Source organism: Pseudahrensia aquimaris (genome assembly GCF_042676045.1).
Lineage (GTDB): Bacteria > Pseudomonadota > Alphaproteobacteria > Rhizobiales > Rhizobiaceae > Pseudahrensia > Pseudahrensia aquimaris.
Window position 1 is genome coordinate 84763 of the sequence record NZ_JBHTJV010000025.1, and the last position, 24436, is coordinate 109198.

General features: G+C 55.8%; 17 protein-coding genes. 4 read left to right on the forward strand and 13 right to left on the reverse strand.

The genetic code is table 11. The features are described 5' to 3' along the window. Positions 1 to 115 precede the first annotated feature (115 nt). The 4 genes from ACFQ14_RS14900 to ACFQ14_RS14915 form a co-directional block, all read right to left on the reverse strand. The gene (locus tag ACFQ14_RS14900; RefSeq protein WP_377213542.1) at positions 116 to 2755 is read right to left on the reverse strand and encodes a dipeptide ABC transporter ATP-binding protein; all 2640 of its coding nucleotides are present in this window, start codon (positions 2753 to 2755) and stop codon (positions 116 to 118) included. A gap of 28 nt (positions 2756 to 2783) precedes the next feature. After that, entirely contained in the window at positions 2784 to 3986 is a 1203-nt protein-coding gene (locus ACFQ14_RS14905; protein ID WP_377213543.1) for an ABC transporter permease, read from the reverse strand. A gap of 6 nt (positions 3987 to 3992) precedes the next feature. Next, positions 3993 to 5051: an ABC transporter permease gene (locus ACFQ14_RS14910; RefSeq protein ID WP_377213544.1), complete on the reverse strand. Its 1059-nt coding sequence runs from the start codon at positions 5049 to 5051 to the stop codon at positions 3993 to 3995. A gap of 255 nt (positions 5052 to 5306) precedes the next feature. Further along, entirely contained in the window at positions 5307 to 6962 is a 1656-nt protein-coding gene (locus ACFQ14_RS14915) for an ABC transporter substrate-binding protein (RefSeq protein ID WP_377213545.1), read from the reverse strand. A 371-nt stretch (positions 6963 to 7333) separates the two neighbouring features. Here ACFQ14_RS14915 and ACFQ14_RS14920 point away from each other — a divergent pair, with 371 nt between their 5' ends. Both ACFQ14_RS14920 and ACFQ14_RS14925 read left to right on the forward strand, forming a co-directional pair. Continuing rightward, a complete protein-coding gene (locus ACFQ14_RS14920; protein WP_377213546.1) occupies positions 7334 to 9850 on the forward strand; it encodes a GcvT family protein in 2517 nt (838 codons plus the stop codon). A gap of 132 nt (positions 9851 to 9982) precedes the next feature. Then, a complete protein-coding gene (locus ACFQ14_RS14925) occupies positions 9983 to 12397 on the forward strand; it encodes an EAL domain-containing protein (protein ID WP_377213547.1) in 2415 nt (804 codons plus the stop codon). A 7-nt stretch (positions 12398 to 12404) separates the two neighbouring features. On the opposite strand, the gene ACFQ14_RS14930 is transcribed toward ACFQ14_RS14925, so the two are convergent. The 4 genes from ACFQ14_RS14930 to ACFQ14_RS14945 all read right to left on the reverse strand — a co-directional run bounded on the left by ACFQ14_RS14930 (position 12405) and on the right by ACFQ14_RS14945 (position 16978). Next, positions 12405 to 13439, reverse strand: a complete 1035-nt coding sequence (locus ACFQ14_RS14930; protein WP_377213548.1) for a GlxA family transcriptional regulator — start codon at positions 13437 to 13439, stop codon at positions 12405 to 12407. A 90-nt stretch (positions 13440 to 13529) separates the two neighbouring features. Continuing rightward, a complete protein-coding gene (locus tag ACFQ14_RS14935; protein WP_377213549.1) occupies positions 13530 to 15587 on the reverse strand; it encodes an ASKHA domain-containing protein in 2058 nt (685 codons plus the stop codon). A 68-nt stretch (positions 15588 to 15655) separates the two neighbouring features. After that, positions 15656 to 15973 (reverse strand): hypothetical protein, encoded by a 318-nt coding sequence (locus ACFQ14_RS14940; RefSeq protein WP_377213550.1) that lies wholly within the window; start codon positions 15971 to 15973, stop codon positions 15656 to 15658. A 51-nt stretch (positions 15974 to 16024) separates the two neighbouring features. Then, positions 16025 to 16978, reverse strand: coding sequence for a methyltetrahydrofolate cobalamin methyltransferase (locus ACFQ14_RS14945; protein ID WP_377213551.1), 954 nt, complete (start codon positions 16976 to 16978; stop codon positions 16025 to 16027). 234 nt (positions 16979 to 17212) lie between these two features. On the opposite strand from ACFQ14_RS14945, the gene ACFQ14_RS14950 reads away from it, so the two are divergent. Beyond that, entirely contained in the window at positions 17213 to 18097 is an 885-nt protein-coding gene (locus ACFQ14_RS14950) for a methylenetetrahydrofolate reductase (RefSeq protein ID WP_377213552.1), read from the forward strand. Here ACFQ14_RS14950 and ACFQ14_RS14955 read toward each other — a convergent pair. The 5 genes from ACFQ14_RS14955 to ACFQ14_RS14975 form a co-directional block, all read right to left on the reverse strand. Next, complete coding sequence (locus ACFQ14_RS14955) at positions 18094 to 18942, reverse strand: methylenetetrahydrofolate reductase (RefSeq protein ID WP_377213553.1); 849 nt, start codon at positions 18940 to 18942, stop codon at positions 18094 to 18096. The two genes, ACFQ14_RS14950 and ACFQ14_RS14955, sit on opposite strands and share 4 nt — an antisense overlap. Further along, a complete protein-coding gene (locus ACFQ14_RS14960; RefSeq protein ID WP_377213554.1) occupies positions 18939 to 19241 on the reverse strand; it encodes a virulence factor in 303 nt (100 codons plus the stop codon). The genes ACFQ14_RS14955 and ACFQ14_RS14960 overlap by 4 nt, the downstream gene beginning before the upstream one ends. A 114-nt stretch (positions 19242 to 19355) precedes the next feature. After that, on the reverse strand, positions 19356 to 20942 hold the full coding sequence (locus ACFQ14_RS14965; protein ID WP_377213555.1) for a GMC family oxidoreductase: 1587 nt from the start codon (positions 20940 to 20942) through the stop codon (positions 19356 to 19358). A 34-nt stretch (positions 20943 to 20976) separates the two neighbouring features. Next, on the reverse strand, positions 20977 to 21588 hold the full coding sequence (locus ACFQ14_RS14970; protein ID WP_377213556.1) for a DUF1638 domain-containing protein: 612 nt from the start codon (positions 21586 to 21588) through the stop codon (positions 20977 to 20979). A gap of 54 nt (positions 21589 to 21642) precedes the next feature. Continuing rightward, on the reverse strand, positions 21643 to 22344 hold the full coding sequence (locus ACFQ14_RS14975) for a corrinoid protein (protein WP_377213557.1): 702 nt from the start codon (positions 22342 to 22344) through the stop codon (positions 21643 to 21645). Between the two features lie 224 nt (positions 22345 to 22568). Between ACFQ14_RS14975 and ACFQ14_RS14980 the strand changes: the two genes are divergently transcribed. After that, the gene (locus tag ACFQ14_RS14980) at positions 22569 to 24137 is read left to right on the forward strand and encodes a trimethylamine methyltransferase family protein (RefSeq protein ID WP_377213558.1); all 1569 of its coding nucleotides are present in this window, start codon (positions 22569 to 22571) and stop codon (positions 24135 to 24137) included. Positions 24138 to 24436: the final 299 nt, after the last annotated feature.

Below are 24436 nucleotides of genomic sequence, written 5' to 3' on the forward strand. Positions count from 1 at the left end.
ACAGCCCGCATCGGTTAAGACATTGTTAACCTATTGCGGCGGCTTGATGAGAGTCAACGAAACTAGCGTCTTAACGTGTTGTTAAGGTAAACAACAGTTTTACGGCGTTGTGAGCCTATTTCTTCTTGGTGGCCTGTTTCACGGATTGTTTAGCCAGCTTTTTGGCTTGCCCAACCCAATTATCGCGGTCGATGCGCCCTTTGAAGCTGAGATAGTCGTCTACCCACTCGCGTTCGGCCTTTTTCCAAGCGCCAATCTGGGCGAATGTGTAGACGCCGAGGCTGTTTAGAATGCCTTCGATTTTCGGGCCAACGCCGGAGATGAGTTTCAGATCATCGGGCTTGGCTGGCTTACGAATGCGAGCAGGGCTGTTGTCTTTCGCTTTTGTCGCAGTGCGCGTTTTTGCAGCTGAGGGTTTGGCTTTGGCTTTAGCCTCCGCGCGAGCACGTGCATCTGACAGGGGCACATCGCCTGATTTGATTTTAGCTTTAGTCGCGCTCTTGGCTGCGGGGCGTCGGCGCGGAGCCGAGGTTTTGGCGGCAACCGCGCCAGCCGCGCTGAGCCCGCCCAATGCCGCTGCGCCGCCCGTTGGCAGGCCGCTTGCCTTGGCGGCCGGCACTTCTGTCGATTTCGACATCGTTATTTTTTTGCGCTTTGTGGAGGTTTTTGGCGTTGATTTGCTCGGGTTCTCGCCGCCCAACACAATCACCGGTTCCATTGCGGCAAACACGTCTTCGTTGAGATGGCATTTTACGAAGTGACCTTCGGCAACTTCGCGCTGTGGGGGCACCTCGCGCTCGCACAAATCGCCGGGAACCTGCGCCTTGCGCGGGCAACGGGTTTGAAAAGGGCAACCCGATGGTGGGTTCATGGCGGAGGGAATGTCGCCATCAAGCACGATGTGTTTCTTTTGCACGCTCGTATCGGCAATGGGAATCGCAGACAGCAAAGCCTCGGTATAAGGGTGGTATGGCGGCGAGAAAATGTCGTCAGTCGTTCCCTGCTCAACGATATGGCCCAGATACATAACGACCACACGGTCTGCGATATAGCGAACGATGGATAGGTCATGGCTGATAAACAGCATTGTGGTTCTGGCTTCACGCTGAATTTCCATCAGCAGTTCCGTCACCGCCGCTTGCACCGAAACATCCAGCGCTGATACCGGCTCGTCTGCAACCACAACACGTGGCTGGCCTGCGAAAGCTCGTGCAACGCCGATGCGCTGTTTCTGGCCGCCGGAAAGCTGACGCGGCATACGTTCTGCAAAGGCACGCGGGAGTTTAACCAGGTCCAGCAATTCCAACATGCGGTCTCGTCGCGCAGTGGCATTATCGCCGATGCCAAATTTTTCCAGTGTTCGCATGATCTGCGAGCCGACAGTGTGGCTGGGGTTGAGTGTGTCGAAAGGGTTTTGGAAAACCATCTGCACGGCAGCCACTGTTCGCTTGGAACGCGACTGGACTTCACTGTCGCCAATGTTTTTCCCGTCCAGCAAGACTTCGCCTTCGGTGGCCGTTTCCAGACCGAGCAAGACTTTGGCGAGTGTGGACTTGCCGCAGCCGGATTCGCCCACGATGGCGACGGTTTCGGCCTCACGGGCGTTGAAGGTGATTTCTTCGTTTGCTTTGACAGTGCGGGTGTCTCCGCCGCCAAATATCTTGTTTGCCGCGACGTCGTAGTATTTTTTGACGCTTTTCATTTCCAAAACGACTTTGCCGGGTTCCACCGGCGCCTCTACAACATTGCGTTCAGGTTCTGCGTTCCAGTCGATTTCGCTGATGCGAGCGCAACGGGAGAAGTGACGGTCTTCATTGGGTATCGGCTGCATACGGATTTCGTGGGCGTTGCAGACGCTTTCAACGTAGTGATCGCAGCGGGGGCCGAAATTGCAGCCTCGGGGGCGATCCATGGGCAGAGGCAGCTGGCCGGGGATGGCGATGAGCGGCCGCGAGTTTTTGTCGGCGCCGGGCAGGGGTATCGAATTGAACAGGCCCTGGGTATAGGGGTGACGCATCCGATCGAAGACCTCGTGGACGCTGCCGGTTTCCACCGCTTCACCGGAATACATGACCGTAATGCGGTCACAGGTTTCCAAGATCAGCCCGAGATTGTGGCTGATGAAGAGCATGGATGTGCCGGTGGTTCGTCCGAGTTCTTTGATAAGCTGCACGATGCCGGCTTCAACCGTCACATCAAGCGCAGTCGTTGGCTCGTCCAGCAACAGCAGATCAGGTTTGGACAGCAATGCCATTGCGATGACAATGCGCTGTTGTTGGCCGCCGGAAATCTGATGGGGGTAGGCTTCCATAACACGGGCAGGGTCCGGCAATTTGACGGATTCCAGCATTGCGAGCGAACGGCTGTAGGCCTCTTCTTCGCTCACTTCCTCATGGATGATTGGCACTTCCATCAACTGACGGCCAATCTTCATAGCGGGGTTCAGGCTCGCCATCGGTTCCTGATAGATCATGGCGATCTTGGAGCCGCGAATATCGCGCAATTCCTCTTCCGACATCTCTCCCATGTCGCGACCCTGAAACTTGATCGAGCCGCCTACGATTTTCCCCCGGTTGCCCATGTCGCGCATGATGCCGAGCGCAACGGTGGACTTGCCGCAGCCGGATTCGCCCACAAGGCCCATGGTTTCGCCGGGCATGACCTTACACGAGAAATCCATCACGGCGGGAATTTCACCGGCGCGAACGAAGAAGGAAATGTTGAGGTCTTCGATTTCGAGGACGGGTGTTTGCATATCACGATTCATCGGGTCTGGCATCGGATCAATCCTTCAGGCTTTCTTCGCGCAGGCCATCGGCCAGCAAGTTCAGGCCGAGAACCATCGACATGAGCGCGAGCGCGGGGGGCAGGGCGAGGTGCGGATAGAGGGCGAGCAGCTTGCGGCCCTCGTTGATGGTCTGGCCCCAGTTGGGGCTTTCCGGCGATACGCCGAGGCCAAAGAAGCCTAACGTGCCGAGCAAAATTGTGGTGTAGCCAATGCGCAGGCAAAAATCGACGATCAGTGGCCCTCGCGCGTTGGGCAGCACTTCCCAAAGCATAATATACCAGGGGCGCTCACCACGGGTCTGGGCGGCGGCGACATAGTCACGGGTTTTAATGTCGATAGTCACACCTCGCACGATGCGGAACACGGTTGGCGAGTTCACAAACACCACTGAAACGAAGATGTTGAGCAGGTTGGGGTCCATGTACAGGACGCCGAGAGGGTCTGCGTTAAACACCATACCGGTATAGAGCCAGATCCCAGCAATCGCGGTTAGCGCTAGAAGCAAGGTCAGCTTAGAAGGTTGGGTCGAATATTTCGACACCCACAGGATACAGAAGAAGGCGATGGGGAAGGTGAACAGAACCAGTGCCATGATGTTTGGCACCGAGGCGACCCATGTCTTCCCGCCCCAGATGGCATATTCCGGTCCGGCGGCGCGAATTTCCGGTGTTACCAGCAAGAAAAACAGCAGAATAACCGGGAAGGCGAGCACAAGGTTCGCCAGAAAGGTCAAAACAGTGTCGATCTTGCCGCCGAAGAAACCGGCTGGCAGGCCAAGCGTGATGCCCACCATGAAGGCGAACAACGTTGCAGCCGGTGCAATGATCAGAACTTCTCGGGAGCCCTGCACCACGCGGGAGAAGACGTCGCGGGCTAGGTTGTCGCCACCCAGCAAATAGAAAGCACCCTCTTGGCCGCGAACGGGCCAGCCGGGCTTCTTGTTCTTCATTCCCGATATTTGATCGAGCGCGTCGAAGGTGGCGATTTGGTCTGCGAAAATGGCAGTGAGAACCCAGAAGAGCACCAGTACCAAGCCAGTGACACCAATCGGGCTTTCCATCAGTTTGCCATAAAGGCCAAGCCGCGAGCGGAAGCTGAAGGATAGGAAAAGGATGACTGCAAGGCCAATCCAGACCGGCGTAAACTGCGCCAGAACCTGGAAGGTTATTTCAAGTCCGGTAAGACGTTCCATGATCATCGCCCCTTACGCTACGCGGATGCGTGGATTGAGGAAGACGTAGCCAATATCAGAAATCAGCTGCGTCACGAGAACCACGAACACGGCGACCACGGAAGCGGCCATCATCAGTTCGATGTCGTTGTTGCCCACGGCCTGAACCAGCGTCCAGCCAAAGCCCTTGTAGTTAAACAGCGTCTCGATGATCACAACGCCGGTCAACAGCCATGGTATCTGAAGCATAATCACAGTAAACGGCGCGATGAGCGCGTTGCGTAGTGCGTGTTTCAGCACGACCGAGCGGAAGTCCAAACCCTTGAGCCGCGCGGTGCGAATGTATTGCTCTGTCATCACTTCAGTCATCGAAGCGCGGGTCATGCGGGCGATGTAGCCTGTGCCGTAAAGTGCAAGCGCGATGACGGGCAGGGTAAAGTTGGTGAAGGTGATGGAGTCCATCGCTGACGCTGCTGTGCCTTTAAACCATTTCAGGCCCGTCAGGTTCGATGCGAAGACGACGATGAGAATAACGCCGGAGACGTATTCCGGTGTTGATGTCGTCAAAATCGAGAATGTGGAGAGCGTGCGGTCGGTCTTGGAACCTTCGCGCATGCCTGCAAACACACCGATTATCAGAGCGAGAGGAACCATAACGATCATCACCCAGAACATCAGCCAGCCGGTAAGGCCCAGCTTCTTCAAGATGATGCCGCCGACTGGCTCTTTGAACACTGTCGATTGGCCCCAGTACCCTTGTAGCAGGCCGCAATAGGTTGACGCGTCGGCTGCTTGATCGGGCTCTACTGGCGAGCGGCCAATGCAGCGTCCCGCTATTTTTCCGTCGTCGGTGGTCCGTGTGAAGCCGGGCGCCACGCCGAGCCATTGGCCATATTGCCGGAAAATGCCTTGGCGATAGCCGTTGCGTTGCAGCCAGTTCTCAACCTGCTGCTCGGTCATGCGCTGGTTGCCCTCGCTCTTGGCGAGTTTTTCCAGATTGGGATCAAGGTTGGTGAGGTAGAAGACCACGAAGGTGAGGCACAAAGCCGTCAGCAGCATCACACCGATACGCCGTATTAAAAAACTACCCATGTCGCTCCCCAATTGCTTGCTCTCTCGCGAGTTCAAGCCGCCTGTTTTTCAGGCTGTCGCGCCGCCGCCTCCACGGTTTTGCGATGGTTTGTCTTTACAACAGCGGAGCGGTGCATGGGCGGCGCAAATGATACGCCATGCTCCGTTATTGTAAGGACAAGCAGTTAGTCTTTCGGTGCGCTCAACCGGTCTTGATTTCAGACAACAAAAACGGGAGGCGCGGTTTTGCGCCTCCCGAATTATTCCGGCTAGCGTTTAGGCTTTCCAGTACATTTCGTGCGGGTAATACTCATACGAAATGTGGTGTGCGGAACCGCCCAAGCCCTCTTTCGAGAAGTTGGTCAGAGCGCGCCAGTATGGCTGGATGGTGACACCCTCGTCCTGCATAATCTTTTCCACTTTAGCCATGATTTCCTTACGTTTTTCAACGTCAGGAATTGCAAGTGCTTGTGTAAGAAGATCGTCGAACTCTTTGTTTGCAAAGCCGGACTCGTTCCACGCTTCGCCTGAGCGGTAGGCCAAAGCAAGAACCTGAACGCCGAGTGGACGGTGGTTCCAGTTGGTGGATGAGAATGGGTATTTTGCCCAATCGTTCCAGAAAGTAGAGCCTGGAAGCACTGTGCGCTTCACTTTCATGCCAGCCTTGCGCATTTGGTCTGCGACGGCGTCCGTCGTATCCTTGCGGTAGCCAGCGTCGATTGAGATGATCTCGTGCTCGTAGTCGGCCATGCCGGCTTCGGTCATCAGTTTCATCGCACCTTCGGGGTCAAACTTCACGCCCCCGATTGGGGCATAGTCTGGGTGCATCGGGCCAACATGGTGGTTTTCAGCCACGATGCCGAGGCCGGAAATGCCGAGTTCCAGAAGCACGTTGTTGTCGACAGCCATCTGAATGGCCTTACGAACGCGAACGTCTGCGTAGGGCTTCTTGCCATCGATTTCAGCCTGCTGGTTCGGGCGGATAACGATGGTGGATGCGGTGACGATGTCGTCACGACGCCAGCCATCAAGCTGCTCGAATAGTTCGATAAATTCGCCTTCGATCGAATAAGTCGTGTCAACCTCATCGGATTCGGCTGCGGCCACCCAAGCGGCTGGTTCTGTGCCGTAGTCGATGAATTCGAAACGGTCGACAAATGCACCGTTGCCCTCGTTCCACCACGTGTGGTCGGTGTTGCGAACAAGAACGCCCTTAACGCCGACTTCAAGCGATTCGGGCTTGTATGGGCCGGTACCGATTGGGTTGGAAAGGGCGGTTTCGGGCGTAAACGACGAATGCACGATAGCTGCCGGATAGTCCGACATGCCGGGGATCAGCGAAACGTCTGCGCGCGGCAGGTTCAGCTTCACAGTGTGGCTGTCGACCTTCTCGATGACGCCAGCGGCTGCTTTGCCCGTTGCTTCATCGATCAACGTCGCCATGCGGCCAGCCATCGAGTTGCCTTCTACAGACTTGTCACACCAGCCTTCAATGTTGCGGATCACGTCGTCGGCTGTGAAGTCGTCGCCATTGTTCCATTTGACGCCCTTGCGGACATTCAGTGTGTAGGTCTTGGCGTCGTCAGAAACTTCCCAGCTTTCCAGCAATTTGCCTTCGAAAGTTGCGTCGTTGTTGTATTGGACCAGATATTCGTGCCAGCCGCGTGCAAAGTTTGCGATCTGCGACCAGTCATAAGTGCGCGGGTCTTTCAGCGCGCGAACTTCCTGCTGCATGCGGACTGTGCCACCTTTTTTTGCGTGCGCCGCTGCGTTTGCTTTAGCAGGCGCGGCAAGTCCGATCATGGCATAGGCTGCTGCGGTGGATGCACCGAGCGCTGAAGCGGTTGCGAGAAACTCGCGGCGATTCATGTCGCCATTGAGCGTGTCTTTCGCAAGCGCTGGAAGTTTTGGATGTATTTTAGTGTCAGACATATGTTCCTCCGGTCGTGACAACAATTGGATAGCTCGTTGGAATGGGTGTCGAGTGGCCCCCGGCATCGCACTTGCCGACGCGCGGCTAGCTTTACCCTGCACAAATTCCTCCCTTGGCATTCCGTTGACAGTCTCACACAAGCGGTGTGGCAGAGTCCACAGGGTATGAGACAATTTGCGACATGGTTTCTCAGGGCTATCGAGGGAGGCAGTGCTCGAAGGCTTTGTTCCAGCGTTTCATCGGCTTGGACGGTCGCGCAAACGGTTGCCTATGTCGCAAATAACAGCCTCTGCGCGGGCGTTGCGCGATAGCGTCTGCGACAGATCGGCCCTGACGTCTGGGCCACGTTTTTGGTGCGAGGAGCCACCCTATGAAAAACAAAGCGCGCGCAGTCGTTATCGGCGGAGGCGTTGTCGGCGTCTCCACGCTTTATCATCTGGCCAAAAAGGGCTGGACGGATTCAATCTTGCTTGAGCGCAAGGAATTGACCTCTGGCTCCACATGGCACGCTGCTGGCCTGCTGCCGCTGTTCAATATGTCATATTCGGTGGGACAAATTCACAAATACTCGGTCGCCTTCTATCAAGAGTTAGAGAAGGAAACCGGCATGAATACAGGGTTTCGCAAGGTTTCCAACGTGCGCTTGGCCCGTTCGCAGGATCGCTGGGATGAATATGAATACTACATGGGCGTCGCTGAAACGATTGGCATCAATGTCAAGAAATTGACGCCTGAGGAGATCACCGACCGCTGGCCCTATGTTGAAAAAGACGGTCTACTTGGCGCTATCCAGCATGTTGATGACGGTTACATACAGCCTGCTGATCTTACCCAAGCGCTTGCCAAAGGCGCACGGGACTTGGGCGGCACCATTTACCGCAACACCAAAGCGACGGCGATCACGCAGCAGCCCGATGGCACATGGGTTGTCTCCACCGACAAGGGCGACATTGAATGTGAGCACGTTATTTCCTGCACAGGCAACTTCGCGCGCAAAACAGGCGAAATGGTTGGCCTCGATGTGCCGGTCATTCCTGTGGAGCATCAATATATAGTCACGGAAGCCCATCCTGAGATCGAGAAGTTCCGTGCTGGCAACGGCGAAGAACTTTGCGTTCTGCGGGAGAGTGATTCGCAGTGGTATATGCGTGAGGAGGCCGGTGGGCTCATTCTTGGGCCATACGAAAAAGGCGCACCGTGCTGCTATATTGATGGGCCGGATGATGAGAGCGAATACGAGCTGTTCCAAGAAGATCTGGATCGCCTCATGCCGCATATCGAAACTGCGGTGGAGCGGGTTCCTTACTTCGGTGAGGCTGGCATCAAGAAGGTCTACAACGGCGCTATCGCTTACACGCCCGATGGCAATCCGATTATTGGCCCGGCACCCGGTCTGAAGGGCTTTTGGCTGAATGAAGGCCACTCGTTTGGCATTACAGCTGCGGGTGGGGCAGGGTGGCAATTGGCTGAATGGATTGTCGACGGTGAACCGACCATCGACATGATGGGCGTCGACCCACGCCGCTACGGCCCCTATGCGACCGAAGGTTATTTGATCGAGAAGAACGAAGAGGCTTACGCCAACGTCTTCACCCTTCACTTCCCTGACGAAGAGCGTGCCGCTGGTCGTCCACTGAAAACCACGCCTTCTTATGAGCGTCAGAAACAGCACGGCGCTGTATTCGGTTCCGTCTATGGCTGGGAGCGCGCTAACTGGTATGCGCCGGAAGGCTATGAACTGCCTGCTGACGAAATTGGCGTTGGTGCCGATGTGTTGGTCACAGAAAACCATGCGCCTGCCGACTATACAGGCCGTATCCGCGAGAAATGGTCGTTCCGCCGCTCAAACTATTTCGAGCATGTGGGCAATGAGGTTAAGGCCGTCACGGAATCCTGTGGCCTGTTGGACATGTCGGCATTTGCCAAGATGGAGGTATCTGGTCCCGGTGCGCGGGATTGGCTGGAATCGATCTTCGCTAACAAAATTCCAAAAAAGCAGGGGCGCATCGCGCTTTGCCATGTGCTGACAAAGCATGGCGGCGTTAAATCGGAATTCACGGTCTATGAGTGGAAACCGGGGCGCTTTTATCTCGTTTCCGCTGGAGCGTTTGAGGCGCATGACCATGACGTACTGTTCCGCCATGCGCCGGCTGACGGTTCGGTCACGCTTACGCCGTTGACCGAGCGCTTGGGCGTTTTGGTGTTGGCCGGGCCGAACGCTCGCAAGGTTTTGCAGAAACTCACGCGCACGCCGCTCGATAACGCCAATTTTGGTTGGTTGTCGGGCAAGAAAATCAGCGTTGGCACCGCAACCGCTCATGCGCTGCGTGTGAACTTTGTCGGTGAACTGGGCTGGGAGTTGCACCATCCGATTGAGATGCAAAACAAGATATGGGATCTTGTGATGGAGGCTGGTGAAGAGTTTGGCATCAAGCCATTCGGTATCCGGGCTATGACGGCTATGGCGATTGAGAAATCCTACCGCCTTATACCGCGTGAGCTTTCCATTGAATACTCTGCCTTTGAATCCGCTCTCGACCGCTTCATCAAGCTGGACAAGGATTTCGTTGGCAAAGAGGCGCTGGTTGCACGCCGCGAGAAGGGTGATGATTGGAAATTCGTGACGCTGGAAGTGCACGGTGTGAAGGATGCCGATGCGCGTGGCTCCGAAGCGATTTATCAAGGCGACACACTGGTTGGTCGTGCCACCCACGGTGGTTTCGGCTTCCGCACTGGCAAATCTCTGGCGCTGGCAATGGTAAAACCCGGTTTTGAGGCAATCGGAACCAATATGGAAATTCGAATCCTCGGCGAACGCTATAAGGCGACCGTACTGGAAGAAAGCCCGTTTGATCCTGCAAATGAGCGTCTGCGCGCCGACGTCTGATCTGCATTGCATCGCAAAACAAAAACCGCCGCATAGCCCAGCTTCGGCGGTTTTTTAATTATCTGGTTAACGTAAAGGCAACTCTGCTTGCTCATAATCGCTGCTAGACCATGAGGGTTGGAAAAGCAGGTTATGAAGCCTTTAGCTCAATTGTGGGATCTGATTGCGCCCGATCAGATTTCACGGTTTGTGCCGAACGATGAAGTCGGCGACATGCTGCGCGGTCACCAGACCGCTGCTACAATGAATGCAACGCCGCCGATGCTGCTCGCGATGGCGCTCAACGTTGCTTTGACCATTTTTGTGCTGAACGGAAGCGCCGATCCTGTGTTGCTGGCCATCTGGTCGGTGTTCGCGATTGGCGTTGTGCTGGTTGGTGCTTGGGGGCATCGTAAGCACTTTGGCAAAGTTTTGACGCCGCGCCCAACCCGCTCGACCCGCAAGCCCGTGCGAAATGCTATGGTGCTTGGCATGGTGTGGGGCGCGTTGCCGCTCATGTTCTTCCACGACGCCAACACTGCAGAGCGGGTTTTCATAACCTGCGTAGTTGCGGGCATGATGGGTGGTGGGGCGCTGGCGCTATCTTATGTTTCGGCAGCATCGAATGTCTTGGTCTTATCCATCGGTATCGGCTGTTTCGTCACGATGGTTCAGTACTCTGACCCGGTCTATCTCGTGTGTTGTATGTTGCTGGTGAATTACAGCTATGCGCTCATGAAATCTGTTCGCGAGCAGGGGCAGCGCTATATCGAATCGTGTTTGAGCGAGCATCAGGTGCGCGATTCTGCTGAAACTATCGGCTTGTTGCTGCGCGAGTTTGAAGACAATTCCGGCGACTGGATTTGGGAAACGAACGCCGATGGTTTTTTCCGCAACCCGTCAAAACGGTTCTGCGAAGTCTCTGGCCGCGATGCGGTGGATTTGGAGACGATGACAATCCTTACTTTGATGGAGGATATTCCGCAGGTTGAACGCCGCCGGGCCAATGTTATTGACGAAGAAAATTTGCGTCAGCTGATTGCTTCGCGCCAACAGTTCCGCGAGATAACAATTTGTGTTTCTTCGCCGTTTGGCCGCAAGTGGTGGGTGTTTTCCGGTCACAGCGTGAAAGACGCTCGTGGAAATCCGGCCGGTTACAAAGGCGTTTGCTCTGATATTAGCGACCGTAAGGAAGCCGAATTGAAGTTGGCGCAATTGGCGCGGCAAGATCACCTGACCGGCCTGTTCAACCGCACCGAATTTACCACCCGCCTGAACAGCCGCCTTGGCAGCCTGCGTAGTTCAGAAGAATTTCTCGGCGTCTTGTATCTGGATCTCGATAAATTCAAAAATATTAACGACACATTGGGCCATGCAATTGGTGATCGCGTGCTGATTGAAGTCGCTAAACGTATCGGCGAAGTGGTTGGCCTTAACGGTGTCGCTTCGCGTTTCGGTGGCGATGAATTTGCCGTGTTTGTTGAGGCACCCGGTGGATTGCAAGATATCGAGACCATTAGCGAAAAACTCATTGCCGCCGTTCAGCGTCCCTTCACGACGGATGGGCATCAGCTAATGATCGGCACATCCATTGGCATAGCTATGGCAGACCGCGTGTCGGACAATGCCGAACGATTAATTCATGCTGCTGACCTGGCACTCTATCGCGCCAAAGCTGACGGTCGTGGATGTTTTAAGCTGTACGCTGAACATATGGATACAGCCTTGCGCGAACGTCGTGCGATGGAGGGCGAATTACGATCGGCTGTGGCCAATGGCGAATTGGAATTGCACTATCAGCCTCTGGCAGAAATCGAAGATGGTCGTGTGATCGGGTTTGAAGCCTTGGTGCGCTGGAACAACCCGCGCCGTGGGCAGGTGCCGCCCGCAAAGTTCATTCCGCTGGCGGAAGAGACCGGCATGATCCATGACATCGGTGATTGGGTAATTCGACAAGCCTGCCGTGACGCTACGGGTTGGCCAGCTCACATGAAGGTGTCTGTCAATCTGTCAGGTAAGCAATTGACCAGCTTTAAGATGGTGCAGCGTGTCTTGGACGCTTTGCACGAATCCGGTCTTCCGCCGCAACGGTTGGAATTGGAAGTGACGGAATCCGTTTTGATCAATGATCCTGAAACAACGCTTGAATTGCTTCGTAATCTTCGTGAATTGGGCGTTTCGATCGCGTTGGACGATTTTGGTACGGGTTATTCGTCGCTTTCCTATCTGGTGCGCTTCCCATTCGACAAACTCAAAATCGATAGCTCGTTTGTGCAAGGGGCGGCAGAGTCGCCTGAAAATCTTGCCATTGTGCGCTCGATCCTGAGCCTTGCCGGTTATCTCAACATAACGACATTGGCCGAAGGCATTGAAACGCGCGAGCACATCGAACTGCTTCGCTCTGAGGGTTGTCAGCAGGTTCAGGGTTTCCTGCTCGACAAACCGATGCCGCAAAATGCGTTGCACCAGTTTTCCCGTTATCCGATTGCGGGGGAGGAAGTGGCATCTGATGCCACTCGGGCCAAGGTCATTTCAATACAGAACCGGCTCAACCAGAACCGCCGATGAGAACGCCTCAACTGTCTTCCAGTGCCATCCGTTCGGCGCGTTCTTGTTGTGGAGAGCGACCGTAGAGTTCGCGGTAGCATTTGGAGAAATGCGATGCGGAAACAAAGCCACAAGCGACGGCAACCTCAACCACAGGTAGTGCGGATTGCAGCAGCAGGTGGCGGGCGCGGTCGAGACGGATTTCCAGATAATAGCGCGCCGGTGAACGCCCCATGTGTTGGCGGAATAAGCGCTCGATTTGACGGCGTGACAGGCCAGCATGATCTGCAATTTCGATCAGCGTTAGCGGTTCGGAGAGGTTGGCTTCCATCATTTCGATGATTGACAGAATACGCGCATTTTGAACGCCTAGCCGCGCGCGCAGTGGCAGACGCTGACGGTCATGGGGGCCGCGCACTCTGTCCGTGAGTGCCTGTTCGCAAATGGCGTTGATGAGGTTTTCATCGTGGTCTTCTGCCACCAGCGAGAGCATCATATCGAGCGCTGCTGTGCCGCCCGCGCAGGTGTAGATGTTGCCGTCTACCTCAAACAAATCTGCATAAACGTCCGCCTTAGGAAAAGCTTCGGCAAATCCGGGGAGGTTCTCCCAGTGGATTGCGCAGCGCTTACCACTCAGCAGGCCGGCTTTGGCGAGTATATACGCGCCGGTGCAAAGGCCACCCACGGCGACGCCGCGATTGTGTTCTTCGCGCAGCCAGCCGTGAACGGCTTTGTTGTCAAACTTCTCTACATTCACGCCGGAGCAGATGAAAACCATCGACGGGCGATCTTTGCCGGAGAGCAGCCGGCGCTCATCTGCAAGAGACGTGTTTACTGAAACCTCGACGCTGTTGGAGGCGGTGACGGTTTCGCCATCTTGTGATGCGAGACGCCATGAGTAGGTTTTGTAGCCGATCATGCGGTTGGCCAGGCGCAGCACTTCTATGGCTGTCGCGAAGGCGATCATGGAGAAATCTGGAACCAGAAAAAATACAAAAGAACGCTGGATATCGGGGCTGGGAGGCGCCGCTCTGGGTTCTTCGTGGCTTTCCAAACCGTCCATTCAATCGTATCTCAGCGATCAATCGTTTGTTGCTCTTAGCAGGAAAAGTGCAGGTCGCAAACAGAATAGTTTGAGCCGCATTGATAAGGCTTAGGCCGCGCGGCGGCGTCCGCCACGGCGGCGTGGAGCGCCTGAAGGGTTGCCGTCTCCGTTGTCGTCCTTCGCCGCGCGTTTCGGCGGCAGTGTTACGCTCTGTTCGAGTTTTGGGAATTTCTCGACCTTGTTGGGGAAAGCCATTGCGTTGACGAAATGTTCTTGGAATTTAGGCTCGAGAGCGGTTTCAATTTTCTCGATGTTGCGCACGGTTTCTTCGATTTCGCGGCGGTGATCGCGGTTGAGCAGCGCCATCCTTGCGCCAGTTCCGGCGGCATTGCCCACGGCGGAGACGTTCTCGACCTCGCAATCGGGAATGAGACCGAGGACAAGGGCGTGTTTGGGGTCGATGAACGTGCCGAACGCGCCTGCGAGACTGATGCGGTCTACCGTTGTTGTGTCCAGCTTTTCCATCAACAGTTTGACACCTGCATACAGTGCTGCCTTCGCCATTTGGATGGCGCGGACGTCTGTTTGAGTGATGGTGATATCCGGGCCGCTGGCGGTTTCCCACAATTTGTAGGAGAAGGTGCGCTTATCTTCGAATATTCGCGGATTGCGAGCTGTGCCGCTGCTGGAAATCACGCCATCTTCGTCGATGATACCAGCGAGATACATCTCTGCGATCACTTCGATGATGCCGGAACCGCAAATGCCGGTAATGCCCGTTCCCGCGACGGCCTCTTCAAAACCCTCCTCATCGGACCACATTTCAGCACCGATCACGCGGATGCGCGGTTCCAGTGTCACGGGGTCGATGCGCACGCGCTCGATGGCGCCGGGAGCGGCGCGTTGGCCGCAAGAGATTTCCGCGCCTTCAAAGGCAGGGCCCGTCGGTGATGAGCAGGCGAGCGTATGCGCTTTGCTGCCCAGCACGATTTCGGCGTTGGTGCCGACATCAACCATCAATGACAAACCTTCGCCCTTGTGGGGTGCTTCGGACAGCGTGGCAGCGGCAGCGTCTGCACCGACATGGCCTGCAATGCAGGGGATGATGTAGACGCGCGTGCCAGCGTTCATTTCCAGCCCGATTTCCGTTGCCCACGTGTGAACTGCGCCGGAAACGGCGAGCGCAAAGGGCGCGCCGCCGAGTTCAGTTGGATCAATGCCGAGGAACAGGTGGTGCATGATCGGGTTGCCCACGAACACGCTGTCTAGAATATCTTCGCGGTCTATGTCTGCGTCCGCGCAGACTTGCCCGATCAGATCGTTGACCGCTTTGCGCACCGCTTTCGTCATGGCCTCTTGGCCATCCGGGTTCATCATCACATAGGAGACCCGGCTCATCACGTCTTCGCCGAAGCGGATTTGGGGGTTTGACGTGCCAGCGGATGCCAACGTGCGGCCGGACAGGAGCGACGAGAGGTGCATTGCGATGGTGGTGGAGCCGATATCGCAGGCGATGCCGTAGGCTTCGTTTTTCAGGCCCGGATACAGCGCGACCAGTGTAGGACGCGATGTTTCCAAATCCTGATGGATGGCGGCGGTGACGGCCCAATCGCCCTTACGCAGAATTTTCTGCACTTGCGGCATTACCTGTTGATCGACCAGCAGGTCGGCGAAGCCCCATTCTTCTTCCAGTTGCAGCTTCAGCCGGTCGAGATCGCCGAGCGGCTTGTGCATATCCGGCTCTTCGACTTCGACATAGCACATCTGAATAGCTGGGTTGCGGTGGATGTCGCGGGTGTCGACGGCCTTGCGGATCGTCTGTTGGTTCACGACCGTGTCGGCGGGAATATCGACGACCAGCGGGCCTTGGATGGTGGCTGAGCAGGACAGGCGACGGCCTTCCGGCAGATCGCCGCGCTTGTCGGTGTAGCGGGCCTCTTTGGCCGTCCAATCGGAGACAGCATCAGCCTTGGATTCGATCTTGTGCTTGGCGAAGTGTCCAAATTCCGGCGCCACCTGACAGCGCCCGCAAATGCCCCGTCCGCCGCAAACGGATTCGACGTAAACGCCAAGTTCTCGCGCCGCATCAAGGATGGGCGTGCCCACAGGAAAGTGGCCGCGCTTGCCGCTGGGGGTGAAGATGATGAGGGGGTCGGTTTTTGACATGGAGATTTAGCTTCTTTCACCCATTCTTAGATTTCGTGTCCTACCATTCCGTTATGGAAGCCCATGTTTTATCCGCAGCTCTTTGCCTGATCGCGGCCTTCATCTGCGCTGCGTCGGTTTTGGCAATTCTTGAGAGAGCAGATGCCGAGACCGAAAAAGGGCTGAGAGAGCATCATGATCACCCTTTGAATGGCTACAATGACGGTTTCTTTTCTCCATACGGTTGGGAGAAGATTATCCGTCAACGGGCACTGTTCGATCTGCGTTATCTGCTCATCATGACGTTGTTCAGCTGGCTCTGGCTTCTGTGGTTCAATCCTTTCTCCAAAACCGCTGGGCTGTCTTTGTTCGTATTGATTGGCCTTGGAAGCGCTTTCGTCGGCCATTTCATCTGTCGGTATGTGCTTCGCATGAGGTTTGGTGGGTCAAACTGCTAGTCAGCCCCCTATCCGCGCGGCACGTCCCCCGCGGCGACCGCCTGCGCGGCCTGCGGCTGCCGGAGCAGCGTTGGGTGTGCCAGAGGCTGCGTTTGCTGCGTGGTCTTTGTAATTCATGATCCATTCGGTGCAGTCTTGGTCGTTTCCGGCCAAGACATTCGCCGCATGAACCATTTCCATTTCCTGCGGGCGGCAGGGGTTCATGATGGCGCTGGTCATGCCGGATGCGATGCACATGGGGATGAAGGCTGCGTTGATGCCGTGGCGGTGGGGCAGGCCGAACGAGATGTTCGACAGGCCGCAAGTGGTGTTTACGCCCAACTCCTCGCGCAGGCGGCGGACAAGAGCAAAGACCTGCTTTCCTGCCGTTCCCATCGCGCCGATTGGCATGACGAGGGGGTCAACCACGATATCGTGGGCGGGAATGCCAAAATCGGCGGCGCGTTCGACGATTTTTTTGGCGACGGCAAAGCGGACGTCCGGGTCTTCTGAAATGCCCGTCTCGTCGTTGGAAATCGCGACGACCGGCACGTTATATTTCTTGATGAGCGGCAGGATGGCTTCCAGCTTTTCCTCTTCGCCTGTAACCGAATTCACCAAGGGGCGGCCCTTGGCAACTTTCAGGCCTGCTTCGATGGCGGCGGTGACGGACGAATCGATCGACAGCGGCACATCCACGAGTTCCTGAACGATCTCCAGCGTCTGCACCATAAGCGGTGGCTCTGTCTCGTTGGGGTTCACGGCGGTGACGCCCGCGTTCACATCCAGCATCGTCGCACCGGCCGCGACTTGGGCCAATGCGTCGGCTTTGACCGTATCAAAGTTGCCTGCCTGCATTTCCGCGGCCAGCTTTTTGCGGCCTGTCGGGTTGATGCGCTCACCGATGACGCAGAATTTTTCGTCGAAACCCATGGCGATTTCTTTGGTGGCGGAGGCAATGATTGTTCTGGTCATTGGTTCGATCCCGAATCTGCGCGCGCGGCGGCTTGAATGTTGTTCGTGCGAGACTTTCAACGCCTTGCGGGCATTTCACCACTCCAAATGCGACACCCACTTTTCCGTTTGGAATGGTGGTGAGAACGGTGTGATTAGATGCCTATGAATGACATAAAGAAAAACTTATGTCCATATTGACATAACGAAATCTTTATATCATTCTTGATGCTCCACAGCCTCAGGAGTTCATGTATGTCCAGCCCCGTTCTCTTCCCGAAAGCCCGTGTAAGCCTTGAGTATTTCCCGCCGAAATCGATTTCGGCAGAGCGTGCTCTGATGACGGCCGCTCATGCGCTGGCGCGGTTCAAACCGGCCTATCAAACCGTTACTTTCGGCGCTGGTGGTAGCGATGTTAGCGACAGTCTGGATTGGCCATCACGCTTGCAGAACCTAAACGAGGTGCCAACAGCTGCGCATTTATCGCTGTCTCGATTTCAGGGCAGGGATGCTGTTCTCTCCCATGCCGATCATTTGTGGCAGCGCGGGGTCAGGCGGCTCGTCGTGATACGAGGAGACGGGGATGGGGTACTGGTGGGTTTCCAGTCGGTCGCCCATGCCGTTCGTGTGCTTAAGGGTCTGCACCCCTTCGATATTTCCATATCTGCGTACCCCGAAGTGCATCCGCTTGCGGGTTCAGACGCGAGCGACCTTGATGTGCTGTTGGCAAAGCAGGAGGCCGGAGCTGACTGGGCGATTACGCAATTTTTCTTCGATAACGAGGACTTTTACGCCTTTCGCGATAGGGCAGAACGAGCCGGGTTTTATCGTGAAATCGTACCGGGCATCATGCCCATCACAAACTTTGAGAAGATTGCACGCTTTGCTGAGCAGTGCGGCGCGGCAATTCCACAAACTATGCGTGAACGTTTCGCTGCTTGTGGTGATGATCGCGAAAATCACACGATTTTGGCGCGGGAACTGGTCAGTGAACAGGTCGCTGATCTCGCTCGAAACGGTGTGGAGGCAATCCATGTTTACACGATGAACCGCATCGATCTGGCTGCCGATACAATCCGTGCCTTTCAGGGTGAAAGCGATGCGATTGCGCAATCGCATCACCTGAAACTGGCAAGTTAGGCTGCGTTTTCGGCTGGCGCGAAAGAGCCGCGCTCTTTTAGCCAGTCGGCAGAGGCTTGTAGCCCGCCGAAGGGGAATACGTGCAATTGGGCAATGTTGTTTTCGCCCGATGCCCATGATGCCTCAATAGGCTTCACAACGTCCTCTGGTGAGTGTTTTGTGGCAAGCGCTGCAATGGCGCTGGTGCGCTTCTTGAAGAAATTGAGTGAATTGCCCACTCCGCACATGGCTGCATATTTGATCAGCGTTGTGATCTTGGCAGGGCCAGCAACACCCAAATGGATTGGCGCATCTATACCTGCGGCTTTCACATCGTTTGCCCATTGGACAAATTTGGGGCCGTCGAAGCCGAATTGTGTGGTGAGCCGAAGTTCGGCGTCCATCTGGCTTGCGAAAGCTACCTTTTCTTTCAGCACTTCCATAACATCACGGCCACTATAGGCTGCGTTGCCTTCAGGATGGCCGCCGATGGCGACGTGGGCGATTCCAAGCTTGTCCACAAGGCCGGATTGAAGGACTTCCAGCGATTGCGAAAACGGGCCCATCTGGCGGTCCGCTTCGCCTGCGATGACCAGGATATCGTTCGTGCCACCTTCGTTCACGAGGCCGGAAAGACGGCTTTCCAAGGCATTTTGGCTTTCGATGCGGCGTGCGGGAATGTGGGGCACGGCATGGTAGCCCATATCGGTGATGGCGCGTGTGGCTTTGATGATGTCGGCGACCGGATCGACACCAACATCGGTGATGTAGACGCGGGTGCCATGGGGGAACATGCCTGCCTGCAACTTGCCGTCGTGGACGTGCTTGGCCGAGACTTCCATCGAAGCTGAAATGTGTTTGCTCATGCCTCGCGGCCTCCGTTCTTAACCAGCGCGACGAGGCGCTCTTTGTCGTACTCAGCCTCGATCGCAGCCGTCGCCTTTTCAGCCTCGGCTTCCAGATCATCGCCAACTTCTTGCGGATCACCGCGTCGCCATTCTGCCAGATAATCGTCGGTCTCTGCTGCGCCCGTGCGCATGGCGGCCATGTCTATGGCTTCGGTAAAGCGCAGGGAGAGTTCACGTTTGGCTTGATTGCGGCGTCCTGCTTTGACCATGATTTGCGCTGGAATATCACGCCAATAGACGATTTGTAGCTGAGCCATAAAAAACGTTCCGCAGGCGTGTGCATTTTCTGATGTCGAAAATGGTGGTTTTACGTCGAGATTCCTAGTGCAAGCACGACGCACTCCAAGCGCGAATGCGACCTCCCGGCGCTGTTAGGGGTTGAGGATCATATCGGCACATTTTTCGCCTATCATGATTGTCGGAGCGTTGGTGTTGCCACCGATCAACCGTGGCATGATCGAGGCGTCTGCAATGCGAAGACCTGTAACCCCATTGACGCGCAATTGCGGGTCAACGACCGCATCCGCGTCACTGCCCATCCGGCACGTGCCTACGGGGTGGTAGACGGTGTCGGAGCGCTCGCGGATGATGCGCTCCAGTTCGGCTTCGTTCGCCACCTTTTCGGTGTAGAGGTCTTTCCCGCGCCATGGTTTAAGGGCCGGGGCATCGAGAATGCGGTGCATGGCATGATAGCCGCGCAGCATTGTGTCGAAATCCTCGCGCTCACCGAAGAAATTCATGTCGATAGCGGGGGCGGTTTTGCTGGTCGGACCGGCAAGGCGAACAGTGCCGCGGCTTTTGGGTCGCAGCACGCAGACGTGGCAGGAAAAACCATGTCCTAGATGCAGTTTGCGGTTGTGGTCGTCCACCATGCCAACGACAAAATGCAATTGCAGGTCCGGGCGGTCTATGTCCGGAGAAGACCTGATGAAACCGCCGGTTTCCGCAAAAGTCGTGGTGAGCTTGCCTGTTCGTTTGTTGCGCCAATCGAAAACCCCCTTGAAAATGTCGACGGTGCCCGAAATTGATAGGCCGAATACATCCTTTCGGGGCGAGCGGATGGCGGTGATGTAGTCGACGTGATCTTGGAGATTTTCGCCCACTTGTGGGCGGTCCGCTATGACTCCGATGCCGTGTTGCTTCAGGTGTTGGGCTGGGCCGATGCCAGACAGCATGAGCAATTGCGGGGAGTTGAATGCACCGCCTGCGAGAATGACCTCAGAACCGGCATGAAGATCGCGTGTGCCGCTTTTGTTGGTCACGCGCACGCCCGCGGCGCGGGTGCCTTCAAACAGCAGCTTTTCAGCGCGAGTCTTGGTTAGAACTGTCAAATTTTTGCGGTTCATATGGGGCCAGATGTAAGCGGCAGCTGCGCTGTGGCGTTCGCCGTTCTTCTGGGTGACCTGGAAGAACCCCAAACCTTCTTGCGTTTCGCCGTTGAAGTCCGGATTGGTGGGTATCTGCAATTCCTCGCCTGCTTTCAGAAAAGCATGGCTGATTTCATGGGGTGAACGTGGGTCTGCCACGTTCAGCGGGCCGTCAATGCCGTGCAATGCATCTCCACCGCGTTCATTGGTCTCTGACTTTTTAAAATAGGGCAGCACGTCGTCCCACCCCCAACCGTAGCAACCAAGATCGCGCCATTCGTCATAATCGCCGCGATGGCCGCGCACATACAGCATTGCGTTGATGGCGCTGGAGCCGCCAAGAGCGCGGCCTCTTGGTTGAAATTTGGCCTTGTTGCCAGAGTTGCGGGAGGGGAGCGTTTTGTAGGCGTAGTTGAGGATGGGGTAGGGCAGGATTGCCGCGACACCAGCTGGCATCCGGCTCAAAACGTTCTTTCCTTCGCCACCCGCTTCGATCAAGCAAACGCTCGTATTCGGGTCTTCGCTCAGCCGCGAAGCCACCGCACAACCGCCGGATCCGCCACCGACAACGATGTAATCGAACCTGTCCATGTCTTAGTCCTCCTGATGCGAAGGTGAGCGGGTGTCATGCTTTGGTCAAGTTTAATGCCGGAACCAGATCGCCGTATCCTGTGAAGCGGTACTCGTAGGCTAGGCCAAGATAATGAGCGGCGGAACGCGCGACGGCTTCGAGTTTAGGGTCTTCCGTCTGGGCGAGGTAAATCAGCTTCTCGTAGTTGCCAAAATACATTTCCTTCAGTTCCGGGTGGCGGTCTAGGCCCAGCGGTTTGACGAAAAAAGCTTCGAAATGGCGGCACAGAAAGTCCGTCATCAGGAAGGCTGTCATGTGCTCGTCTTCGGCCTGCGCAAAGGCGTCATTGCCCCAGTAGAATGAAAAACAGTGCGGGCCTTCAATCCGCTCAACACCGTGCTTTTCGCAAACCTTGTCGAGCTGCCCCATCGTGCCGCATTCGGCGTATGCGATGAATATTTTGTCAAAGCCTTCCGCGCGAGCCTCGTTGATGGCCTTTTCCACGCCCGGCGCGATGCGTTCTGGGTGGTGGTGCCACATGGCAGGCAAGCATTTCAGATCAAGGTGGTCCAACTGGCCGGCCCGCTGCACGGCAAGAATCTCGCGCGCGATCATTCCGCATCCGATTATGCGAGTCTTTTCAGGCTGTTTTGCTGTTTTGCTCATAAACGAAAAAGGGCGCTTGAAAGCGCCCTTGTCTCAATTCCTGTTGCCAAGACGCTAAGCGCTTTCGCGCTGATTGTGCTTGCGCGCCATATAGTCTTTGGCGGTTTCAACGGCGACTGCTGCATCACGGCAATAGGCGTCTGCGCCGATGGCTGCGCCAAATTCCTCGTTTAAGGGTGCGCCGCCGACAAGGACGGTGTAATCATCACGTATGCCCTTTTCGACCATCGTGTCGATCACGACCTTCATATAGGGCATCGTGGTGGTGAGCAGCGCTGACATGCCGAGTAGGTCTGGCTGATGTTCTTCCAGCGCCTCGAGGTAGTTTTCAACCGGGTTGTTGATGCCGAGGTCGATCACATCGAAGCCCGCGCCTTCCATCATCATGCCGACGAGGTTTTTGCCAATATCGTGAATGTCGCCCTTCACGGTGCCGATAACCATCTTGCCCTGTTTGGGAGCGCCGGTCTCTGCCAGAAGCGGACGTAGAATGTTCATGCCCGCCTTCATCGCGTTGGCTGAAAGCAGAACTTCTGGCACGAACAGAATGCCGTCACGGAAATCTTCACCGACGATCCGCATGCCTTCAACGAGGGCCTCTGTGAGTACCTGATAGGGCTGCCAGCCGCGTTCAAGCAGAATATTAGTGCCTTCGGTGATTTCTTCTTTCAGGCCGTCATAGAGATCGTCGTGCATTTGCAGCACGAGTTCCTCGGTGGTCAGTTCGGACAGGATGATTTCTTCTTCGTCAGCCATGGAATTTTCCTCCACCAAGGCAGCACTGCATTGTCATAGAATACCTTTGCAACAAAAGTCTCAACCTTTCCTAAAGCGACCTGACCAAAGACGATTGCGACCTGTTGTCCTGTCGCGACTATATCGCCAATGCGCCAAGGGGTGACGCTGGCAGGCAGTTGCCGGAGTAGACGGGCAGGGATATTGCAGCAGTTTTTCCGCGCAGGATTTTTAAGAGGCGAACAATGGCTGAAGCGGCTGAGGGCAGAAGAGGCAGGGGTGGACGCGGAGGCGCCGGAGGCGGTGCTGCGGCGCGAAGAGCCGAACGGAGTGGCGGTAAGGCGGTTCAGCTTCCTTACATTCAGCGCAAAATTAATACGTTCGAAATTCTCGACGAAGAAGCGATGGAGATAATCGAACGCAATGCCGATACGATTCTTGCAGAAGTCGGCATCGAGTTTCGTGATGATCCCGAGGCGATTTCCATGTGGAAGGCCGCAGGAGCCCAGATTGATGGTGAGCGGGTGCGTTTTGAAAAGGGCATGTGTCGCGAATTGATGAAGACGGCACCGTCGCAATTCACCCAACACGCACGTAATCCTGAGCGGAATGTGGAGATTGGTGGCCACAATACAGTGTTTGCGCCCGTTTATGGTCCGCCTTTCGTGCGCGCGCTGGATGGTGTTCGCCGTTACGGCACCATCGAAGATTTCCGCAACATCGTGAAAATGGCCTACGCAGCGCCCGCTATGCACCACAGTGGCGGCACCGTTGTTGAACCGTCGGATATTGCAGTCAATAAGCGTCACCTGGATATGGTCCACGCTCACATGACGCTGTCGGACAAGCCTTATATGGGGTCAGTGACCGCGCCGGAACGGGCGGAAGACACTGTGGCAATGTCAAAGATCCTGTTTGGCGATGATTTCGTCGACAACAACTGCGTTGTCACTTCGCTCATCAACATCAACTCACCGCTGGTGATGGACGATACTATGCTGGGCTCGTTGAAAGTGTATGCCCGTGCAGGGCAGGCTTGTATTATTTCGCCGTTTATCGTGGGCGGTGCCATGTCTCCGGTGACAGTCGCGGGCACGTTAACTCAGGTTTTAGCGGAAGCGCAGGCAGCAATCGCCTTTTCGCAGCTTTGCCGACCCGGTGCGCCGGTGATTATGGGCACCTTTGCGACATCAATTTCCATGCAATCGGGCGCTCCAGCCTTCGGCACGCCCGAGCCGAGCCAAGTGTTATACGGTGCCGCGCAATTTGCGCGGAAATACAATCTGCCATTCCGTTCGGGCGGTTCTTTGACGGGTTCGAAATTGCCCGATGCGCAGGCAGCATACGAGAGTGCCAACACGCTGAACGCAACGCTTTTGGGTGGGGTGAACTTTTCGCTCCACGCGGCCGGGTGGCTGGAAGGTGGCTTGGTGTCCTCGTTCGAGAAATTTGTCATGGATTGCGACCAACTCGCCGCGCAACAGAAAATGGCGCAAGGCGTGTCAGTTGACGAAAACGGCCAGGCACTGGATGCGATCCGCGAAGTTGGCCTTGGTCCTGTTAGCCACTATCTTGGCGCTGAACACACGCAGAACAACTTCAAGACGGCGTTCTTCGCCTCAACCATTTCGGACAACAATTCGTTCGAGCAATGGGAAGTTGAAGGCTCAAAGTCGGCTCCCGAACGCGCCAATGCTATCGCCCGTAAATGGATAGAAGAGCACGAAGCACCCGCCTTGGATGAGGGTATTCGTGAGGCTTTGGACGAATTTATCGCTCAGAAGAAGAACTCAATGCCCGATGCGTTCAGTTGAACACGCGAGGTCAGGGCGCCACATTGTCGGGAAGCGAATAGCCGCGAAACCATCGCGGAGTTCATTCACAAGGAAGTGTGGCGTTCGGCCATCAAGGGCTGAATTACGGCTTTTGATCACGTGCTAAAGTGATTCAGCGGCGTTCGGCAAAGTGCTGATGCGGCATAAACATTCGTTCATCTATTTGGCGACACTGAGGCAATCAAGGCGGCGTCTAGGTGGCAGTCTTGCAATTTGTGTCTCAGGCTGTCGCCAACATTGAATTGCGTCTCCACATTGCAATCACAGCACTGCGACAA

Excerpts from the sequence above, each read along its gene's own strand:
- ACFQ14_RS14965 (WP_377213555.1), bottom strand. The coding sequence starts at position 20,942 with ATGGACAGGTTCGATTACATCGTTGTCGGTGGCGGATCCGGCGGTTGT.
- ACFQ14_RS14960 (WP_377213554.1), bottom strand. The coding sequence starts at position 19,241 with ATGGCTCAGCTACAAATCGTCTATTGGCGTGATATTCCAGCGCAAATC.
- ACFQ14_RS14970 (WP_377213556.1), bottom strand. The coding sequence starts at position 21,588 with ATGAGCAAAACAGCAAAACAGCCTGAAAAGACTCGCATAATCGGATGC.
- ACFQ14_RS14905 (WP_377213543.1), bottom strand. The coding sequence starts at position 3,986 with ATGATCATGGAACGTCTTACCGGACTTGAAATAACCTTCCAGGTTCTG.
- ACFQ14_RS14900 (WP_377213542.1), bottom strand. The coding sequence starts at position 2,755 with ATGCAAACACCCGTCCTCGAAATCGAAGACCTCAACATTTCCTTCTTC.
- ACFQ14_RS14935 (WP_377213549.1), bottom strand. The coding sequence starts at position 15,587 with ATGTCAAAAACCGACCCCCTCATCATCTTCACCCCCAGCGGCAAGCGC.
- ACFQ14_RS14940 (WP_377213550.1), bottom strand. The coding sequence starts at position 15,973 with ATGGCCGACGAAAGCGCTTCCAAGGCCAATCAATACGAACAAAGACAG.
- ACFQ14_RS14955 (WP_377213553.1), bottom strand. The coding sequence starts at position 18,942 with ATGAGCAAACACATTTCAGCTTCGATGGAAGTCTCGGCCAAGCACGTC.
- ACFQ14_RS14945 (WP_377213551.1), bottom strand. The coding sequence starts at position 16,978 with ATGACCAGAACAATCATTGCCTCCGCCACCAAAGAAATCGCCATGGGT.
- ACFQ14_RS14950 (WP_377213552.1), top strand. The coding sequence starts at position 17,213 with ATGTCCAGCCCCGTTCTCTTCCCGAAAGCCCGTGTAAGCCTTGAGTAT.
- ACFQ14_RS14920 (WP_377213546.1), top strand. The coding sequence starts at position 7,334 with ATGAAAAACAAAGCGCGCGCAGTCGTTATCGGCGGAGGCGTTGTCGGC.
- ACFQ14_RS14975 (WP_377213557.1), bottom strand. The coding sequence starts at position 22,344 with ATGGCTGACGAAGAAGAAATCATCCTGTCCGAACTGACCACCGAGGAA.
- ACFQ14_RS14930 (WP_377213548.1), bottom strand. The coding sequence starts at position 13,439 with ATGGACGGTTTGGAAAGCCACGAAGAACCCAGAGCGGCGCCTCCCAGC.
- ACFQ14_RS14980 (WP_377213558.1), top strand. The coding sequence starts at position 22,569 with ATGGCTGAAGCGGCTGAGGGCAGAAGAGGCAGGGGTGGACGCGGAGGC.
- ACFQ14_RS14925 (WP_377213547.1), top strand. The coding sequence starts at position 9,983 with ATGAAGCCTTTAGCTCAATTGTGGGATCTGATTGCGCCCGATCAGATT.
- ACFQ14_RS14915 (WP_377213545.1), bottom strand. The coding sequence starts at position 6,962 with ATGTCTGACACTAAAATACATCCAAAACTTCCAGCGCTTGCGAAAGAC.
- ACFQ14_RS14910 (WP_377213544.1), bottom strand. The coding sequence starts at position 5,051 with ATGGGTAGTTTTTTAATACGGCGTATCGGTGTGATGCTGCTGACGGCT.